The following is a 17818-nucleotide window of genomic DNA, read 5'->3' as shown; positions in this document are numbered from 1 at the left end:
TGAGTTAGCACTCAAGCCACAACTCTGTTAGAATATGCTGAGAACAGAGATTACTAATCTTATGCGGTTTATCGAATGTAACCTACATTAAAAAGGATACTGTATATTTATGATCAAGATTGTGCAAAAGCGGCATCTAATCTGGACATTTGCCAAACAGGACTTTTCCTCCAAATATTTTGGGTCGTTGCTGGGCATAGTATGGGCATTTATCCAGCCGACGATTACAATTCTTGTATATTGGTTTGTCTTTCAGATTGGCTTCAGGTCTGTTCCGGTCGGACAAATTCCCTACATTCTATGGTTGGTTGCAGGGATTATTCCATGGTTTTATTTCCAAGAAACACTAATGTATGCAACGAATAGCATTTCTGACAATAGGTTTCTCGTCAAGAAAGTCGTTTTTGATGTGGAACTATTGCCAGTAGTCCGTATGCTCTCTTCGCTATTTGTGCATCTCTTTTTTATCGCGGTATTGTTTATTCTATACGTGAGCTATGGGTATACCCTTCAGATATATAATTTGCAGTTAATTTATTATCTGGCAGCTATGATTTTTTTGTTGTACGGTTTGGCATTGCTTGCGTCGTCTGTAGTGATATTTGTTAAGGATATTTCTCCGTTCATTGGTATGTTGTTGCAGTTGGGTTTTTGGTTGACACCGATTTTCTGGTCCATATCGCTAATTCCGGAGAAATACGCAAATATTTTACAATATAATCCTATGTATTACATTGTGGAAGGCTATCGCAACTCATTGTTTGGAGAAGTTTGGTTTTGGCAGAACAAACCGTATTTAACGATAATTTTTTGGTCCGTAGCTTTATGTGCGGTTTTGTTGGGGCGATTTGTCTTCAGACGACTAAGACCGCATTTCTCGGATGTACTGTAGTGGAGGCCGATATGGGGGAAGATCAGGTTGGGAATGGTGTAATCAAGGTAAACAATATCAGCAAAATCTATAAGTTGTTCGATAGGGAGAAGGATCGTCTAAAGGAAGCATTGAGCTTTAGTCGGAAACAGTATCATAGGGATTTCCATGCACTTCATGATCTTACAATGGAGATTGGCAAAGGGGAAATCGTCGGTATTATTGGACAGAACGGGTCTGGCAAATCCACTTTGCTGAAAATTATCGCGGGTGTTTTAACCCCAACCTCGGGCACCGTAAGCGTATCTGGTACAATGGCCTCACTGTTGGAGTTGGGAGCGGGTTTCAACCCTGAGCTCAACGGCATCGATAATGTCTACATGAATGGATATATTATGGGTTTCACCAAAGAGGAAATGGATCGCAAGATCGCGGGGATTCTGGATTTCGCAGATATTGGCGACTTCGTCTACCAGCCGGTCAAGGCCTACTCGAGCGGGATGTTTGTACGTCTGGCCTTTGCTAGCGCGATCAGTACGGATCCTGATATTTTGATCGTGGACGAAGCATTGTCTGTCGGCGACATCGCATTTCAAAATAAGTGTTTCGCGAAGTTTGATGCTTTAAAACGAAGCGGCACGACAATTTTGTTCGTAACGCACTCTCTTGAGCTTATTACGAGGCATTGTCAGCGGGCATTGTTTATGGAGCAAGGAAGGATGGTAGCCGATGGGGCTGTCAATGATATCGTAAACCTGTATACACAATCTTTAACGCAAAGCGGGAAAATGGAATTAGTCACCAGGAAAAGTGCTGCTGAAGAAGTTCGCTTTGCAAAAGGTCCTCTCGGTAGGGAGTTGATCGAACTCGACAGTGAATTTTTTTCCAATCAGACCGAGGATGTGTTTTCTCGGCACGGCACATATAACCCGGGGGAGTTTCGATGGGGAGACCAGAGGGCCTCGATTATTGACTATTGTTTAGAAGTCGGAGGGGGGCAAGTGAATCCGACTTATATTCTCTCAAATAGTCTTGTTACAGTATATATTAAGTGTTTGTTTCACGAGCAAGTAGACCGTGTCATCTTCGGTCTGCTTCTCAAAACGATTGATGGAGTTGTTGTCAGCGGATTTAATACCAGCATGGCTCGCATTGATCTTGCCCCAAGGCAAGCAAACGAAATCTGCATACTTAAATACAGCTTTAAATTGAACGTGACTGCTGGAAAGTATTCTTTGTCTGTCGGGATCTCCGAGGAGGAGCTTAACGGCGAGGCTAAGGCTGTCGACCGAAGAAATGATGCGATTCTGTTTGAAGTGACGAGCGAATACCCTTTTACGGGAATTGTCGATTTGAACGTAAATTTTCAGTTATTAGATTAAAGCAGGAAGGTGACGACGTGTTTACTTCCCAGCAACTTCTGCTAGTATCCTCCCCCAACAATGGTGGATTGTTTACTGTTAATCATCTTCTGGAAGTGGAGGTCATCGACCATATTTCCTCCACGGGAGTTTTTATCTATAACGGTTGCTTATACAGGGCCATTCAACATGATGATCATTCGGAGATTCTCGTGTACTATCCGGATGGCTCAATTCGTTCGTTTATTCATGATGATATTTCCGATATCCATGATATATACATTTACAAAGATCGTGTGTACGTGGTTTCTACAGGTACGAATGAAGTCGTTCAAATGTCTCTGCAGGGTGCGATTCAACATCGCTATTCATTTCCATGTAAGTCGGATAGCTGGCATCTCAATTGTCTGGAGATGTGGAATGGCAAGTTGGTGGTGTCAGCATTCGGCAAATTTGATATGCATCGCGGCTACAAGAACAACACGAATGGCAATGGCATTGTTTTCGAAGTGCAAAGTGGAGAAATCCTTCTTGATAGGCTATCCCAGCCTCATTCTCCGAAATGGGACGATAACCGACTATATGTGTGTAACTCTGAAGAGAAAGAGATATGGGCCCAGACTGACAATGAAACTAGTATCCGTAAACTTCAACTAGATTCGTATGTTCGAGGGTTATGCATTACTGAAGGAACGATTTACGCCGGTCTGAGCAAGTCGCGCAACAACTCCGACTCGCAGGAGCATGGTTCAATCGTACTGATTCGTAAAACGGACTTTACTGTAGAGAATTCCATTAATATTCCATTTAACGAAGTGTATGATATCCGTATAATCGAGGCTAGCCAACTTGAGCGGTTTTCGTTTCGGACTGGTACTTACTACGATCGATTGCTTGGAGACAATCAGGAAAAGGACAGAATTATTCTTCAACAGGAGACTACAATTACTGAAGCCTCGAAAGCGATTACTCAGCTTATGGAGCAACTCAAAGACAAGGATAAGCTAGTAGCAGAAAAGGAAAGTTTACTGTCCTTGGAGTCAGCCCGGCTAGAAGCAATTATTTTAAGTCAAAATCAAAAGTTGCAGCAAATTGCGGAGTCTGAGCAGGCGGTCAAACTTGAATTGGAGCAGCAATGCAAGGAGACTTTGGAGACTAGGGAACAACTGGACATCACGGAACATAAGCTGAACGCTGCACAGCAAATGCTTCAGCAAAAGGAAGATTATCAGTTTGCTTACGAGCATAACAAGAATGTGTTGACTCAATATCAAAACGAATTGAGTGCGGCCATGACGACGAAGGCGTGGAGGGCAATGACGCTTCTGCGTAGACTGAACGAACAATTCTTGAAAGGGGATCGCGTTGAGCGAAAGAAATTCTCAAGATGGCTGATGCATAAAGCTCGCAGAAGGCCGATTGCCAAGGAACTGGAACTGGCCAGATATAGTCCTATTCGAATTAAGTCTCTGGCGGAGGTTGAACATGTTGCGGCCTCGGAAGGCCCCTCTGCAGCGGCTAATATCCTCACGATCAGTCCGGCTCTGGATACCGGAACTGCGGCTGGATTTGCATTACTACGCTTTCCAGTGATCGACTGGCATTTCCGCTGGCAGAGACCGCAACAATTGAGTTCGAAGTTCGCGCAGCATGGCTTTCCGGTGTTTTATTTTACAGTTGAAACAACGGGAGTTGGACGGACGGATCTTGACGATGAAGCTTTAGAGGCCGCAATTCAGTATTCCAGCCCTATGACCAATGTCTGGATTGTCAGGCTTTGCTCGTTCAAGACGCTGAATATATACAGGGATTCGCTGGCCGATAGTAAGGATTTAGAGCTGCTGTTTCGTTCGGTGCTTCTTATGAAGCGTAAATTCAATGTTTTTTCAACCGTTTCTTTGGTTGATTTGCCCTTCTGGGCTCCGCTTGTTTTTGCGCTATCGGATAACATAACGATTTATGATTGTATGGACGACCACGCAGGCTTTTCCACCAACTCAAAGCAAATGCTCGATCAGGAACAAGTGATGATGGAGCGCGCAGACCATGTCATCGCCACATCCCAACGTCTATTTGATAAGCTGCATAATTTGGGGGATAAGGTCTCATTGCTGCGTAATGCAGGTGAATATCATTACTTTTCGCAAATCCCGTCTGTATTGGCTGAAGAGCTGGGAGATGTAACTTCTCCAATTATTGGATACTATGGCGCCATCTCTGAATGGTTCGATATTGATCTGGTAACAGAGCTTGCAAATAAGCACCCGGAATGGACATTTGTTCTAGTCGGCGATACTTTTGGCTGCGATATCGAACAAGCCTCTCGTTTGTCTAACGTGAAATTTACCGGGGAGATTAGCTATTCGCAGTTGCCGCAATACCTGTATAGATTTGATGTCTGTTTGATTCCGTTCAAAATATACGACCTAACGCTTGCTACCAATCCTGTAAAGGTGTATGAATACTTGGCAGCAGGCAAACCTGTTATATCTACCCGGCTACCGGAAGTGGAGCTCATTGGTGATTCGCTTGTATTCCTATGCGATTCCGTTAAGGACTTTGAAACCAGCATCAAGCGCGCCCTAGAGCAGGCCAATGTCGAAGAGCTGCAGATTCAACGGAAGGTGTTTGCTGCGGCTAATACTTGGGAGACTCGTTATCAAGAGATGCTGTCGATGCTACATATGCGCTTCTATCCTAGAGTAAGCTTGATCATCGTAACGTACAATAACTGGGCATATACGAAGCAATGTTTGCAAAGTGTGTTTGCAAATAGTCACTATCCAAATTATGAGGTTATCGTAGTCGACAACGCCTCGACGGATGAGACTCGATTGCAGCTTGCGTCTATCTCGAATGAGCGGTTAAAGGTGTATCTCTCAAATGAAAATCTTGGCTTTGCTGCTGGTAACAATATAGGATTGGAAATGGCAACTGGAGATTACCTGATTTTGCTGAACAATGATACCATTGTGCCGGAAAACTGGATCAGAAAGCTGATTCGTCCTCTGGAGCAAGATGCTAAATTAGGGCTTGTAGGTCCGATGTCCAACTCTGTGGGCAATGACCAGATGCTCGATTTCTTCGTTGGCAATCCGATACAGGGGGCAGATAAGCGCTGGCTGCAGGACTTTTACGCGTTTTATGATGGCAGGGTCAGAGATACAGAACTGCTGGGCTTCTATTGTGTGGCTTTGAGCAGGGCTGCATATGAACAGGCAGGACCGCTTGATATTCGATACGGAATCGGGATGTTTGAAGACGATGACTATTGTCTGAGTGTACGAGCCAAAGGCTTCCGACTGGGAATTGTAGAGGATGCATTTGTCTATCATCATGGCAGTGCTAGCTTTAAAAAGTTGGAGAATCAGGTTTATCGAGATTTATTCCAAATTAATAAGCGTAAATTTGAAGAGAAATGGGAGCGCAAATGGAAGTTCCCACCTCATCCGTACTCTTTATTTTTCGGAGAACAAGACGAATATTCGGTTAAGCGAATCGCCGAAAGCCATAAAGGTGAAACAGTTCTAATTACCGATTCGCAGCGGGAATGGAATGAAGTCCCGATATCTATTCGTAGTCGCATTTTTTCGATGAATTCTGATGCTGTGTTGGTAATCATGCATCTGGAAACCTATTGCGGCGAGCCGATTCATGGCATACGCAAGCTGGGACCAGGGGCATATGCTACTAGCAGGCTTGATCTGCTAAAGAGCGTTAACTTCGATCATATTTATGGTTCTCCCGATGCTTCTTTCGGTATTCAGGGCAAACAACTGCTTGAATTGTAATCTATTATTGGAAGAATTGAAAGGAATGGGGATATGGGGCGGGCGATTAAGTTATTGCGGTTATTGCTGAGTGAGCCTAAAGTTGCTTCCAGAAAGGTACTCTATAAGCTATTTCGCAATTACTTTCGTCGCCCTGCTCCGAAGGCTGTTCGTGGAATGCTGAAGAGCATTTTGGAGGCAAATCCGGAACGGTCTGTATTTATATTCCCTTCACCTGGAAGTCCTTGGGGATATATGTTTCAACGTCCGCAACAGTTAGCAAAGGCACTGGCTGAGCAAGGCAACCTCGTTTTTTATTTTGGCGAGTCATCTTTTCCATATGAGCCGGACTGGAGTGTAAGAGGAGCCATGGAAATGGCTCGGAATTTGTATCTGTACAGTGACGGGAGACAGGGGACAGTTCTACTCGAAGAATTGCGCAATAGGGAAGCTTATGTGTGGCAGTATTGGCCGAGTCAGCTCAATTTTGCAAAAAAGGCTTCCTCATTGGGGATTAGGACAATATACGATTGCATTGATCATCTGACGACTTTCCGGCCCTATGCCGGGATTGCGAAAGACTTCGAGAAATCCCTTCATCATGCGCAATGGCTGCTTGCCACATCCAAAAGTATTGAAGAAGAGCTGATACAAAATGGTTATAGTCCCCAACTTGTGCCGAACGGCGTAAGTATATGCGATTTTGTAACGAGCCAGGCTGCAGATTGGCCTGAGCTTGACAAGTTGAAAGCACAATATAAAGTAATTGTGGGCTACTATGGGGCGATCGCACCCTGGTTTGATTTTGAGCTTGTACAGTATGCTGCTAAGGCTAACCCTAATTGGGCCTTTGTAATTGTCGGAGAAGTCTATGCTGAGGTACGTTCACAAGTCGAAGGCATCCAGAGGCAATGTGCCAATATGTATTTTATGCCACGTACCTCTTACAATCGGATTCCAGCATTGCTTGCCTATTTCGATATTGCCATACTTCCATTTTTAATTAACGACATCACGCGCAGCACGTCACCTGTAAAAATTTTTGAATATATGGCTGGAGGGAAAGCGACTGTAAGCACTGCGCTTCCTGAGGTAATTGGATATGAAGGAGTACTGGTAGCCGAAGACAAGGAGCAGTTTCAATCATCGTTAGTGAAGGCCCATCGATTGATGATGGATCCTGTATGGCCAGAACGGATTCGTCAAGCGGCAGTTGCTCACACGTGGGATAGACGAGTTTCTCAGGTGTTGCGTAGGTTAGGTGAAAATGGATGTGAAGCATGATATGAGTAAGCTGATAGGTATATTTAATCGTCCGGATGCTGAACTCTATCCAGGAGGAGACACCGTTCAATTGTTGGCTATCCGCAAGTTTCTGCAAAGCTGCGGGTATGAGGTGAGGATTATTTCGGACTGGCAATCCTCTCTGGAAGACTTTGATCTTATTATTCTATTTAATCTAACTCGCCCAATTGAAGCATTCTTGCAGGCCAAACAAGCCATGCGTTATCGCAAGCCATATATTGTATTCCCTGTATACTGGGACTTGGATGCATTACCGATGCAACGCGGATGGAGCGGCTTGGCAAAGAAATGTCTGCCGCAAAGGGTTAAGGATCTGATTAGGCTGCGTAAATTTGCCAAACAGAATAGCGGGGCAACCGGACAGATTACGCCCAGAGCGTCGTCCATACCGGCTATGATTAGCGAAGTGCTTGCTCAGGCAGCTTGTATATGTCCAAATTCCGAAGCCGAACGACGTCATTTGATCGAGCGGTTTCAGTTGCCGAACTCTGTTCAGGATAACATACGGGTCGTTTTTAATGGCTTGGACATTAATATAATTGAACATCCCGCTGCCTCTACCGACAAGTTTTGCTTGCCGGAATTTTTCATTTGCTGTGTGGGGGGGATTGGGCCTAGAAAGAATCAATTGAAGTTGATAGAGGCTTCCAGATCGGCGAACGTTCCGATTGTGCTGGTAGGTAGAGCAGCTCCAGGTGCTGAAAATTATTATCGCCAGATTGTAGCTGCCGGCGGGAGCGGGTTAACTCTTATAAACAACGTTCCGCAAAGCACGGTGTTTGAAATTATGAAGCGGAGCGCAGGTCACATCCAGCCGAGCTATATTGAAACGCCCGGTTTGGCTTCTTTAGAGGCAGCGGCGTTAGGGTGTTCGATTGGGGTATCCGATGTAGGTCCGGTTCGTGAATACTTTGGTTCCTATGCGCAATATTGCGAGCCGGACAATGTCGATTCGATAGCACAATGCTTGATACGACTAACGACACAACCTATCGATAGCGGATTATCTGTGCACATTAAGCAAAATTTCAATTGGAATCAAGTTTTGATTCCGCTAGACGGTATCATTCAAAGCATTGACAAGTAGCTTTTCATCTAGTGGGTTTTGTTATACTTTCGTGATTGATGCCGAAATCAGTGTTATAATGTCTCTGATTAGAATCCTTTTTATAGAAGGGATATAACGAAAAACATGAAAATTTTGATCATTATTCCCGCATATAACGAGCAAGACAACATTCAGCGGCTAATTGCGAATTTACAAAGGGAGAAACAACTGCAATATGACTTGCTGATTATTAACGATTGCTCGACAGATCACACCTCTCAGGTCATGAGGGAAATGAATGTGCCGGTGGTAGACTTGCCTTGCAATCTGGGGATTGGCGGAGCGGTGCAGACGGGGTATAAATATGCGAAGCAGCATGGTTACGATGTAGCAGTTCAGGTGGATGGCGACGGTCAGCATAATCCCAGATTTATTGCCAAAATTGTCGAGCCGATCCTTAAAGGTGAGGCGGATTTTGTCATTGGCTCACGGTATATAGAAAAAGAGGGCTTCCAATCTACGGCTTTACGTCGCGCAGGAATCTACTATTTCAGCAAGTTAATCTATCTTTTTACGAGACACAAAATTACTGATCCAACATCAGGATTTCGGGCTTGCAATGCCGAAATTATCGATATTTTTGCTAAAAATTATCCTATTGATTATCCTGAGCCGGAATCCATTGTGGTACTTACACGCAAAAAATTCCGATTAAAAGAAGTCCCCGTGGTTATGGAGGAACGATCTGCAGGGATCTCTTCCATCAAGTCATTAAAAAGCGCGTACTATATGATTAAAGTGTCTTTGGCTATCCTGATTGATCTTTTGAGGGAGCGAACGGGAGGAAGGGTCAAAAGTGATTTCGTTTAAGTTACATATCATTCTAATCGGTACCTCGGCTATCGGATTTTTATTTATTGTTAACTTGATCCGGAAGTACAAGCTGGAGCTCAAATATTCCCTTCTATGGATTTTGCTTAGCTTATCTATTTTGATCATTGGATTATTTCCGGATATTACGATTACACTATCCGATCTTCTCGGCATCGAAATGCCGGTGAACACGATCTTTTTAATTGCCCACGCGTGTTCGATAGCCATTGTATTCAGCCTGACGATCGCCCTTTCGCGACTGTCTATGAAAATGAAAGACGTAGTTCAGGAAGTTGGAATTATGAAGCGGGAAATTTACGAATTGAAAGCTCAATTAAATGCAGGAAAAGGGCGGCCATAATGAAAAAATGGATGTTGGCTATTTTCTCGACACTATTTATCGCTGAGGCGATTTATTATAACGTAATCCACGACATTCTGATTCTTATTGTATTCATGCTTGTGGCAATTGGGTTGGGTGGCTTTTTTATCAAAAAAAAGCGAGGCTACGATGGATTCTTCCTGCGAATGGCAACTGGGTTTGGTATACTGGCGTTAATAGTCTGGTTGTATAGCTTTTTTAATTTCCAACCCAAATCGATTTACTGGGTATTTTCCTTGGCGGTTATCGCTAAACAGAGAAAAGTGATTGGCGCTTCTCTGAACGATGCTTTCCGGGCTGCCCGATTCGCCTATGTTCGAAGGCCTTGGTTTTTATTTTTATTCATTGCTGTGATGCTGTTTTATTTGATTCCTGCAGTGTATCCGGTATGGCAGTACGATGCTCTGGTAAAGCATGCGGCTATTCCATTTCAAATCTCGCAAGGCTCTCAATGGGATTACAACGTTGTGGAGTTTATCGGCTACGGAGATTACGCCCTCTTACCGCATCTGCTCTATAGCTTTTTGATGTCACTAGGAAGTATGAAGGCGCTAGTGCTGTTAAACATGAGCTTTTCGTTCATGGTTTTTCTGATGCTTGTCAGACTTTCACAGACGATCATCAAAAACAAAGCCTTTCCATACTTGCTCGGTTGCATTTACTTTACTACGCCGCTTATTTATGTGCTTTCCACGATTTTATATATTGATATTGTTCCGCTGTTTTTCATTATGAGTGCTTTGTTATATTTTCGGAATTTCGATAAGAATACAATTGTTTCTAATCTTTACAGTCTATTCTTCCTTTTGGGAGTGGCTTTTTTTGCGAAGCAAACATCTATTTATTTAATTGTGCCCATTACAGTTGTAGCAGTTTACTTCACCTGGAGAGTGCTGTCTTTCAAACAGGGTCTGCATCGATTAACCGTCAGCTTTTTGATTTGCATTGCGTCGTTTGCCCCCGTAATCGCTCTTATTTGGTATAAAACTGGGAATCCGGTATTTCCGTTTATGAATCAGACATTCCAAAGTCCGTATTTTCCGGCGTTCAATTTCACCGACCCGTTTGATGATGCGAAGCTTGGCTTTTCAATTTCTTCTTTGTTATCAATCGTATTTCACACGAGCAGAAATATGGAACTGGAGGACGGTGGACTGGGATATTTCCTGTTACTCGTTCCACTTGCGCCAATCGTGCTCATCTTCAAGAGAAATAAGCTGGCCGGCTTTTTAACGTTTATTTGCTTGGTTTCTTATGTGCTTTCTATCGGAATGACGAACAATATCCGGTATTTCTTCGGAGCTATTGTCATTGCGACGATCCTGGTTGCTTTTGTTATTACGTTCGTGTGCAATATATTATTTCGAAACGCAACAATGAACATGGCGGTTCATGTGGTTATTATCGCCCTGCTTGCTGCACCAAATATGTATTTCATTGTAAAACCGAGCTACTACTGGGGGGTTCAAAAAGAAATGATTAACCCCCATGATAATTTTATGATGAATAAAAATGAGTCCATTCTTGAGGCGGTTAATCGTAAGGATGTGCGGTTGCTTTCCAACAATGACCCGTTTCGTGGTACATTCGCAGGTAGCTACTATACGCTGACGTGGTATAACACGCTGCTGACAGACAAGCTACAACAAGGTCAGATTGATCCGGTGGAACTGATGCAGTCTTTCGATTATTATCTGATCGATAAGAGAATTCCTGTAAACTTTGGAGACCAAATGACGGAAAACAATCAGAAGCTGCAAGGAGTTTTGCACAAGGTTCAGGAAAATCAGTCTCATGTGTTGTATCAAGTTAGCCATAAAACAATCTTGATAGATCAGAGTTATGCCGAGCCGCTGCAAGTCAAAGTTTCCAGTCCTACTGTACTTCCTTTCAAGGTGGAGGGAAATCAGTACAGAATCGATTTGGAAGTGGGACCGGCGAATGCGGGGAATCATATGGGGCGCTGGCAGATCAACTGGGTAGACGATAAACAACAGTTCATTTCTACGTCTTTGATCCCTTTTGAACTGGAAAACAAACGAAAGCACTACATCTCCGACATTATTAGCGATGTACCGAAAAATGCGGATAGCGGCATTTTGTATCTCACTAGTCATGATGAGCAGCCTATCGCTATCCATAGCGTACAGTTGATTCAACAATCGAGAAGTAACGTAAATATCATCGACCAGCTGCTTGATCAATACAATCGTAAGTGGCCCTATGTGGAACGTTAAGGAGGAGCCAATAACATGTTAAAGGTAGGAATTGTAGGCTTCGGTAAAATGGGCATGCTGCACGGCGGGCTGCTAAATGCGCTGCCGGATGTACGCATCGAAGCGGTAACCGACACGTCGAAGCTAGTGCTAAAGGGTTTTAAGTCGGTGTTTCCATCCGTCAAGTGTTTCACTTCGTATGAAAAAATGCTCGACGAATGCACGTTGGATTTAGTTATCGTGACTACCCCATCGTTTAGTCACGTACCGATCGCTCTGCAGGTTATCAATCGCAACATTCACGTTTTCGTGGAAAAACCTTTGAGTAACAATCTGCAAAGCGCGTTGGAACTAGCCAAGAGCGGTAACAGCAGCAAGCTAATTACGATGGTCGGATTCTGCATGCGCTATAATCCGATGTTTGCGAAAGGGAAACAAATTATCGAGGCTGGAGAACTTGGCGGAATCACCGAAGCTTCCGCCTATATGTATTGTTCGGACATTATGTCCGAGCAGAAGGGCTGGCGATTTAACCCTCAAATTTCCGGCGGCGGCGTGTTGATTGATTTTGGCATTCATATGGTTGATATGCTGTATTCCTATTTTGGTAAGATCAACGCGGTATCCGGAACGATTAATAGTATTTATTCTGCACAAGTGGAAGACGAGGTCTCGGCGGAGTTTGATTTCCAAAATGGTGTCAAGGCCCAACTACACTCTAGCTGGAGCAATCCCGAATATCGCAAGCCCTATTACAAGCTGGTGGTAACCGGAAGCAAGGGCACTATGACGATAACCGATCAGGAGTTGAGTATCGATCGTCCGGGTACAGAGCCTGAGAAGCTCTATTATCCGGATCTCTACGAAGGCGTTCATATCGATATTGGAGGTCCTCACTTTAGCAAGCAGATGAAGGATTTGGTCGATGCCATCAGTCGCAATGAAAATTCGCAAGCGGACCTTACCGTCGGAGTCTATATTCAGCATGTTGTAGAGTCGATCTACGCTGCTGCAGCGTCCGGGGGAAAAAAGATGATAAGCGAGGACTTTTAACATGAATCTGGACTCGGTTATATTGGGAGACAACCAGTTTTTCGGAGTGAACCATATGTCCCATGAGCGGGGCAAACAGACTCAGGAACAATTCAAAAGCATGGACGAAATAAAAAAAGTCCTTTACATGGCAATGGAACACGGCGTGAAAGGTGTAATGTTCTCTACGCATCCCTCCATCTATCAAATTACCGATATGATGCGGGCGGACTCCGCTTTGCGTGATCATTTCAATATATATGTCAATGTGCCTTACATCGTAAAGTATGTCACGATGGTAAACGAAATGGGCCTGTATAATACAATCAATAAGATATTGGAAGGTCTCAGTACGATCGATAAAATGAAATATGTTTTGCAGGGAATAATCAACGCCGGCACCCAGAATTATTTGCAAATCGTAAATCGGCTAATCGACGCCGAATTGAATCCCTTTCATGGTTTAAATATCAAAGCAGTGTTCTTGCATAATGTGTTAGGTGATCTGGTTCTAGGCTATAACATGGAAAAAGTGATTCGCAACTTTGACCAATATATTCGTTCCAAATATGACGCGCTTCCCGCTTATGGCACACTAAACTATCCGCTGTTTTGCGATTTGCTTGATAAAGCTGGCATATCCGGAGTACCTGTCATGACCTCGGTCAACAAGAAAGGATTTCTAATGAATCCGAGTCGGGAAGTGACCGAGCAGGCGATCGAGAATTCTAATCACACCGTGATTGCGATGGCCACATTGGCTTCTGGGAGAATCCCGCCTCAAGAAGCGTATGAGTATCTATTTTCGTTGCAACGCGTAAGACATGTGATTGTGGGTTTGTCTTCTCAGAAGCATGCGGACGAAACATTCAAAATCTTAAGACAGTATTTGCCTCATAGTTAAGGAGTTGAGTTTCATTTTCCTGAAGCTTATTTTACCGGTAGTGGTGGCCTGTTTGTGTAATACTGTCGGCAACACGCTGTGGAAATATTATTTTGCGAAGCACACGGTTTCTTTTTCAAGTGTCGGAAGCATTTTGTCCATATTGTTTTCTTTTCAAGTCATTTTAGGCGTTGTGTTTTATTTCGGTTCAATGCTGTTATTTCTCTTTTTGTTGTCACGCAATAATCTCTCGTTAGTTATTCCATTAACATCGTTAACTTATATTCTTAATATTTGTGCCGGTGTGTTGATCTTCAAAGAAAAAGTGTCGATGTTGCAAGCGGTAGGTAGTGTCATCGTGTTTATCGGCATACTTGTAATGATGAGCAGCGGAGTGATTAAGGGGAAATGAAGCCTATCTTTTGAGGAGCGAAGCAACTAGGCTAACTGCAAAAAGTTAATAATGTTGAGTCGAGGTGCTCAGGTTGAAAAAAAAGGAGTTTTATATCGTAACATTGATCTTCTTGTTGCTGGCTATTTCTTTAACGAGCATACGATTCTTCAATTGGCTTCCAGACCAGGGAGACAGTGCTTTTTTATTTGATTTGACGGAGAATATCGCGTATACGGGGAAGCCAGAATCGGGGGTCGCCGGAGGGATCGTCAACTATTTGTTCGACAAGCATTATACGATCATGCCGATAGAACAATTTATTACGGATAGTTTGCAAATGCCGGAAGAGTACAAAATGAATTTTTTTAAGTATCATACTTATTTATTTCTTTACGTGGTCGCTCCCTTGGCTTGGCTGATACCTGTAGATATTCTGCTAAAAGCATTAACGGTGGGATGTTTTGTCGGCATCCCTTACTTGCTGTATATGTTTATGCGTAGACGCGGGGTGTCGATTGGCGCAGCAGCGTTGTTTTGCGTTCCGCTTGTATCACATCCCGCATGGTCTCAAGCTTTGCAGGGACAGCTTTATGTCGACCGCTTTTTTATGTTTTTTGGTCTGTTGTTTGCTATCCTGTTTACGAGCGCGAAGCCGAATAAATATTACATTCTATTTTCAGCTTTGCTTGCCATGACCTTTACCGAGAGAACCGGACTGATCGCCGGGTTGTTTGCTGTAGGTTTTGTAACGCTGTACTGGAAAAAAATTGACACGCTGAAATATTATCGTCTCACGATTGGTTTAGGAATGATCATAGGATCAGCTTTGTTGAAAAAATTGTTTACCAGTTACGAAGCCTACAACAATTTTTTGCCGCAGAGCTATCAAGAAGTAGTATCGAGGTTGCAAAATCCCGAGTTTATGGAAATGGCATGGATTTTTTTGTTGTTTAATGTGGTGCTCATGGGCTTCTTTATGTTCTTCAACTGGAGGGTTGCTTTACTGGCGTTCGGTACGATGCTACCCAATATTATTGGTAACATCGGAGGAGCTGAAAAAGTTGGTTGGATGTCTCACTATCACAGCAACTATTATCCGTTTCTTGCATTTGCAGCGGCTACAGGATTTGTCGTATTGAATGCCAGATTGCGAGAAGCAGGGGCAAGAAAACTTTGGGTGGGAAGCGCAATCCCTGTGGCGATCACAGTATGTATGGGGCTTATTAATCCTTACGAATTCAAGTCGGTCAACATTTCTCTACAGAATGTGGCTTACAACCCGTTTTATAAACATGCCAAGGATTTGAGGCTTTTTTATGCCGATGACTACGGCAAAGTGATCAAGGACAGTAAGAAGCAAATTCAAGCGGCTGTTCCTGAGGGCTCTGTTGTCACAGTGCCTGAAGGAGCTATGGCGAATTTATATAAGAATCGACAAGTGAATTTCTTTCCTGTTGGCATCGAGCAGGCGGACTACGCAGTCATGACGATCTTGGGGAAAGATGAGACGACCGGAGCTTATATTTATGGAGGTACCGCCAGCTACTTGGGGCCGGAAGCAACGGGAAAAATAAATGCAGCTATTGTGGAAAGAATGAAGCTCAGTGGCTATGATTTTGAAAATCCGGTGCTCGTTGGGCTTGTCGGAATTGCTGTTGTGAAGAAGATAAAGCCTTAGTGTGAAAAGTCAGACCTGACAAGACGACGTATTAATAATCCGGTTATGGATGGTAATGATGAAACTGCATGAGTCCTTAAGATTTGTGATAGTTGGGATATTAAACACGGTTGTAGGGTTTGCTGTATATTTTTTATGCGTGTATTTTTTAGGTCTCCACTACACGTTATCGTTAGTGATCTCCCATATCATTGGTGTTTGTCATAGTTATTATTGGAACAATAAGTGGACATTCAAGGCTGGCAAAGTTGAAGCCGGAACGATTTACAAGTTTATTACCGTTTACGGCATCACTTTTTCTTTGAATCTTTTACTTTTGAGTGTTTTAATCTTTTTTATGAACCAGATCTTCGCGCAAGCGATAACCCTAATGATTACGACAATGATTAGTTTTGTAGGACACAAATATTGGAGTTTCAGAAAAAATAGAACGGAGTCGGGTGCGGATGTATAAAGTCGGAAACGTTGTCGGAGTTGAGAATGTTGAAGGATACTTGGGGCTTATTGTTGATAGTGTCGAGGGGGACTATATTGTTGTTGAATTGTCGAACGACTCACAGTCAAACGACCAACAAACGTCCATTCGACTTGAACATGATACTCGCTCCTTATTTTGCGATTGGGGAAAAAGGAAAACATTCTCTTCAGATCGGCTTATTCTCAAAGGCAGCTTGAACCATTCGGAGCTGGAGAAGGTTTTAAGATTAGATATACTAACAAAAGTAGAAGGATTCTATCACTTGTTTCATGAAAAGAAAAGCAGCTTCAACGAAGATACGGATTCCTTATCCTATGGAGGCCGTGTCTACGACGAACGGGAGATGAAAATTCTCATCGATTCCTCTCTCGACTTTTGGTTGACGGCAGGCAGATATAGTAAACAATTCGAAAAAGAGTTCGCGGAATTTCTGGGGGTCCGTTATGCATTGCTGACGAACTCTGGTTCTTCTGCTAACCTTCTGGCTTTTTCGGCACTCACTTCCTCCAAACTTGGCGATCGTAGAATAAAGCCCGGGGATGAGGTCATTACGGTTGCAGCCGGCTTTCCGACGACAGTGGCGCCTATCGTGCAGAATGGTGCGGTACCCGTTTTCTTAGACGTGGATTTAGGTACGTACAATATTTTAGCCGATCAAATTGAAGAAGCAATTACGGAAAAAACAAAAGCGATTATGATCGCACACACGATGGGTAATCCGTTTCAGCTAGATAAAGTTATGGAAATAGCGAATAAGTATAATTTGTGGGTAGTGGAGGACAACTGCGATGCTTTAGGTTCACTCTACAACGGCAAATTAACGGGAACATTTGGACATATTGGGACCTCCAGCTTTTATCCTCCCCACCATATGACAATGGGAGAGGGCGGTGCGGTCTACACGAACGACGCCAAATTAAAAATGATCGTTGAATCTTTCCGGGACTGGGGCAGGGATTGTTGGTGCCCTTCTGGGTGCGACGATACTTGCAAAAAGAGATTCGGGTGGCAGTTGGGTGCATTGCCTGAGGGATACGATCATAAATACACTTATTCCCATATCGGTTACAATCTTAAAGTAACCGATATGCAAGCAGCCATTGGCCTTGAGCAGCTTAAAAAGGTTACGGGCTTCTCGGAAGCGAGAAAGAAGAACTTTAATCGATTGCTTGCCGGTCTTTCCCATCTTGATGAGTATTTCATTTTTCCTAGGGCAACCGATAATTCAGATCCAAGCTGGTTCGGATTTATTCTTACTGTAAGAGATAATGCTCGGTTTACCAAAAATGAAATCGTAGGTTATTTGGAGAAAAATAGAATCCAAACGAGGATGCTTTTTGCAGGAAATCTGACTAGGCAACCTGCCTTTCAAAATATAAATTACCGCATCCATGGAGAATTGAAAAATACGGATAAAATTTTGCATGACACGTTTTTGGTGGGCGTGTATCCAGGGCTATCCGATCAGATGATCGATTATATGGTGAAGAAGATTAATGAGTTCGTAATGACTGCGCAACCGTGACG

The 17818-nt window shown here is 43.4% G+C and carries 14 protein-coding genes; all 14 read left to right on the top strand.

Going from position 1 to position 17818, the window contains the following annotated elements:
- Positions 1 to 109: 109 nt before the first annotated feature.
- The 14 genes from J4772_RS33490 to rfbH all read left to right on the top strand — a co-directional run bounded on the left by J4772_RS33490 (position 110) and on the right by rfbH (position 17816).
- Complete coding sequence (locus J4772_RS33490; RefSeq protein ID WP_209073192.1) at positions 110 to 892, top strand: ABC transporter permease; 783 nt, start codon at positions 110 to 112, stop codon at positions 890 to 892.
- Positions 893 to 903: 11 nt separating this feature from the next.
- Positions 904 to 2253, top strand: coding sequence for an ABC transporter ATP-binding protein (locus J4772_RS33485; RefSeq protein ID WP_209073191.1), 1350 nt, complete (start codon positions 904 to 906; stop codon positions 2251 to 2253).
- A 17-nt stretch (positions 2254 to 2270) separates the two neighbouring features.
- Positions 2271 to 6023, top strand: a complete 3753-nt coding sequence (locus J4772_RS33480) for a glycosyltransferase (RefSeq protein ID WP_209073190.1) — start codon at positions 2271 to 2273, stop codon at positions 6021 to 6023.
- A 156-nt stretch (positions 6024 to 6179) separates the two neighbouring features.
- The gene (locus tag J4772_RS33475) at positions 6180 to 7286 is read left to right on the top strand and encodes a glycosyltransferase (RefSeq protein WP_209073189.1); all 1107 of its coding nucleotides are present in this window, start codon (positions 6180 to 6182) and stop codon (positions 7284 to 7286) included.
- Complete coding sequence (locus tag J4772_RS33470; RefSeq protein WP_247741252.1) at positions 7270 to 8394, top strand: glycosyltransferase family 4 protein; 1125 nt, start codon at positions 7270 to 7272, stop codon at positions 8392 to 8394. Before J4772_RS33475 ends, J4772_RS33470 begins: the two co-directional genes overlap by 17 nt.
- 105 nt (positions 8395 to 8499) lie before the next feature.
- A complete protein-coding gene (locus J4772_RS33465; RefSeq protein ID WP_209073187.1) occupies positions 8500 to 9225 on the top strand; it encodes a glycosyltransferase family 2 protein in 726 nt (241 codons plus the stop codon).
- Positions 9212 to 9589: a DUF2304 domain-containing protein gene (locus J4772_RS33460; RefSeq protein ID WP_209073186.1), complete on the top strand. Its 378-nt coding sequence runs from the start codon at positions 9212 to 9214 to the stop codon at positions 9587 to 9589. The genes J4772_RS33465 and J4772_RS33460 overlap by 14 nt, the downstream gene beginning before the upstream one ends.
- Complete coding sequence (locus tag J4772_RS33455) at positions 9589 to 11847, top strand: ArnT family glycosyltransferase (RefSeq protein WP_209073185.1); 2259 nt, start codon at positions 9589 to 9591, stop codon at positions 11845 to 11847. Before J4772_RS33460 ends, J4772_RS33455 begins: the two co-directional genes overlap by 1 nt.
- 15 nt (positions 11848 to 11862) lie before the next feature.
- Positions 11863 to 12879 carry a Gfo/Idh/MocA family protein gene (locus J4772_RS33450; protein ID WP_209073184.1) on the top strand — a complete coding sequence of 339 codons (1017 nt, stop codon included), beginning with the start codon at positions 11863 to 11865 and terminating at the stop codon, positions 12877 to 12879.
- Position 12880: 1 nt separating this feature from the next.
- The gene (locus J4772_RS33445) at positions 12881 to 13762 is read left to right on the top strand and encodes a hypothetical protein (protein WP_209073183.1); all 882 of its coding nucleotides are present in this window, start codon (positions 12881 to 12883) and stop codon (positions 13760 to 13762) included.
- Positions 13763 to 13802: 40 nt separating this feature from the next.
- The gene (locus tag J4772_RS37720; protein ID WP_371822923.1) at positions 13803 to 14153 is read left to right on the top strand and encodes an EamA family transporter; all 351 of its coding nucleotides are present in this window, start codon (positions 13803 to 13805) and stop codon (positions 14151 to 14153) included.
- Between the two features lie 73 nt (positions 14154 to 14226).
- Positions 14227 to 15813, top strand: a complete 1587-nt coding sequence (locus J4772_RS33435; RefSeq protein WP_209073181.1) for a glycosyltransferase family protein — start codon at positions 14227 to 14229, stop codon at positions 15811 to 15813.
- Positions 15814 to 15862: 49 nt separating this feature from the next.
- Positions 15863 to 16267 (top strand): GtrA family protein, encoded by a 405-nt coding sequence (locus J4772_RS37715; RefSeq protein WP_371822801.1) that lies wholly within the window; start codon positions 15863 to 15865, stop codon positions 16265 to 16267.
- Positions 16260 to 17816 carry a lipopolysaccharide biosynthesis protein RfbH gene (gene rfbH / locus J4772_RS33425; protein WP_209073179.1) on the top strand — a complete coding sequence of 519 codons (1557 nt, stop codon included), beginning with the start codon at positions 16260 to 16262 and terminating at the stop codon, positions 17814 to 17816. Before J4772_RS37715 ends, rfbH begins: the two co-directional genes overlap by 8 nt.
- The last annotated feature ends 2 nt before the right edge of the window (positions 17817 to 17818 follow it).

The sequence above is a fragment of the Cohnella sp. LGH genome (assembly GCF_017671885.1).
Lineage (GTDB): Bacteria > Bacillota > Bacilli > Paenibacillales > Paenibacillaceae > Cohnella > Cohnella phaseoli.
Note: the sequence above shows the minus strand (reverse complement) of the source record. Positions and strands in the feature narration are given on the sequence as shown.

Bases quoted from the DNA above. Each gene is read 5' to 3' on its own strand.
- J4772_RS33490 (WP_209073192.1), top strand. From the start codon at position 110: ATGATCAAGATTGTGCAAAAGCGGCATCTAATCTGGACATTTGCCAAA.
- J4772_RS33485 (WP_209073191.1), top strand. From the start codon at position 904: ATGGGGGAAGATCAGGTTGGGAATGGTGTAATCAAGGTAAACAATATC.
- J4772_RS33475 (WP_209073189.1), top strand. From the start codon at position 6,180: ATGCTGAAGAGCATTTTGGAGGCAAATCCGGAACGGTCTGTATTTATA.
- J4772_RS33470 (WP_247741252.1), top strand. From the start codon at position 7,270: ATGGATGTGAAGCATGATATGAGTAAGCTGATAGGTATATTTAATCGT.
- J4772_RS33465 (WP_209073187.1), top strand. From the start codon at position 8,500: ATGAAAATTTTGATCATTATTCCCGCATATAACGAGCAAGACAACATT.
- J4772_RS33455 (WP_209073185.1), top strand. From the start codon at position 9,589: ATGAAAAAATGGATGTTGGCTATTTTCTCGACACTATTTATCGCTGAG.
- J4772_RS33450 (WP_209073184.1), top strand. From the start codon at position 11,863: ATGTTAAAGGTAGGAATTGTAGGCTTCGGTAAAATGGGCATGCTGCAC.
- J4772_RS33445 (WP_209073183.1), top strand. From the start codon at position 12,881: ATGAATCTGGACTCGGTTATATTGGGAGACAACCAGTTTTTCGGAGTG.
- J4772_RS37715 (WP_371822801.1), top strand. From the start codon at position 15,863: ATGGTAATGATGAAACTGCATGAGTCCTTAAGATTTGTGATAGTTGGG.
- rfbH (WP_209073179.1), top strand. From the start codon at position 16,260: ATGTATAAAGTCGGAAACGTTGTCGGAGTTGAGAATGTTGAAGGATAC.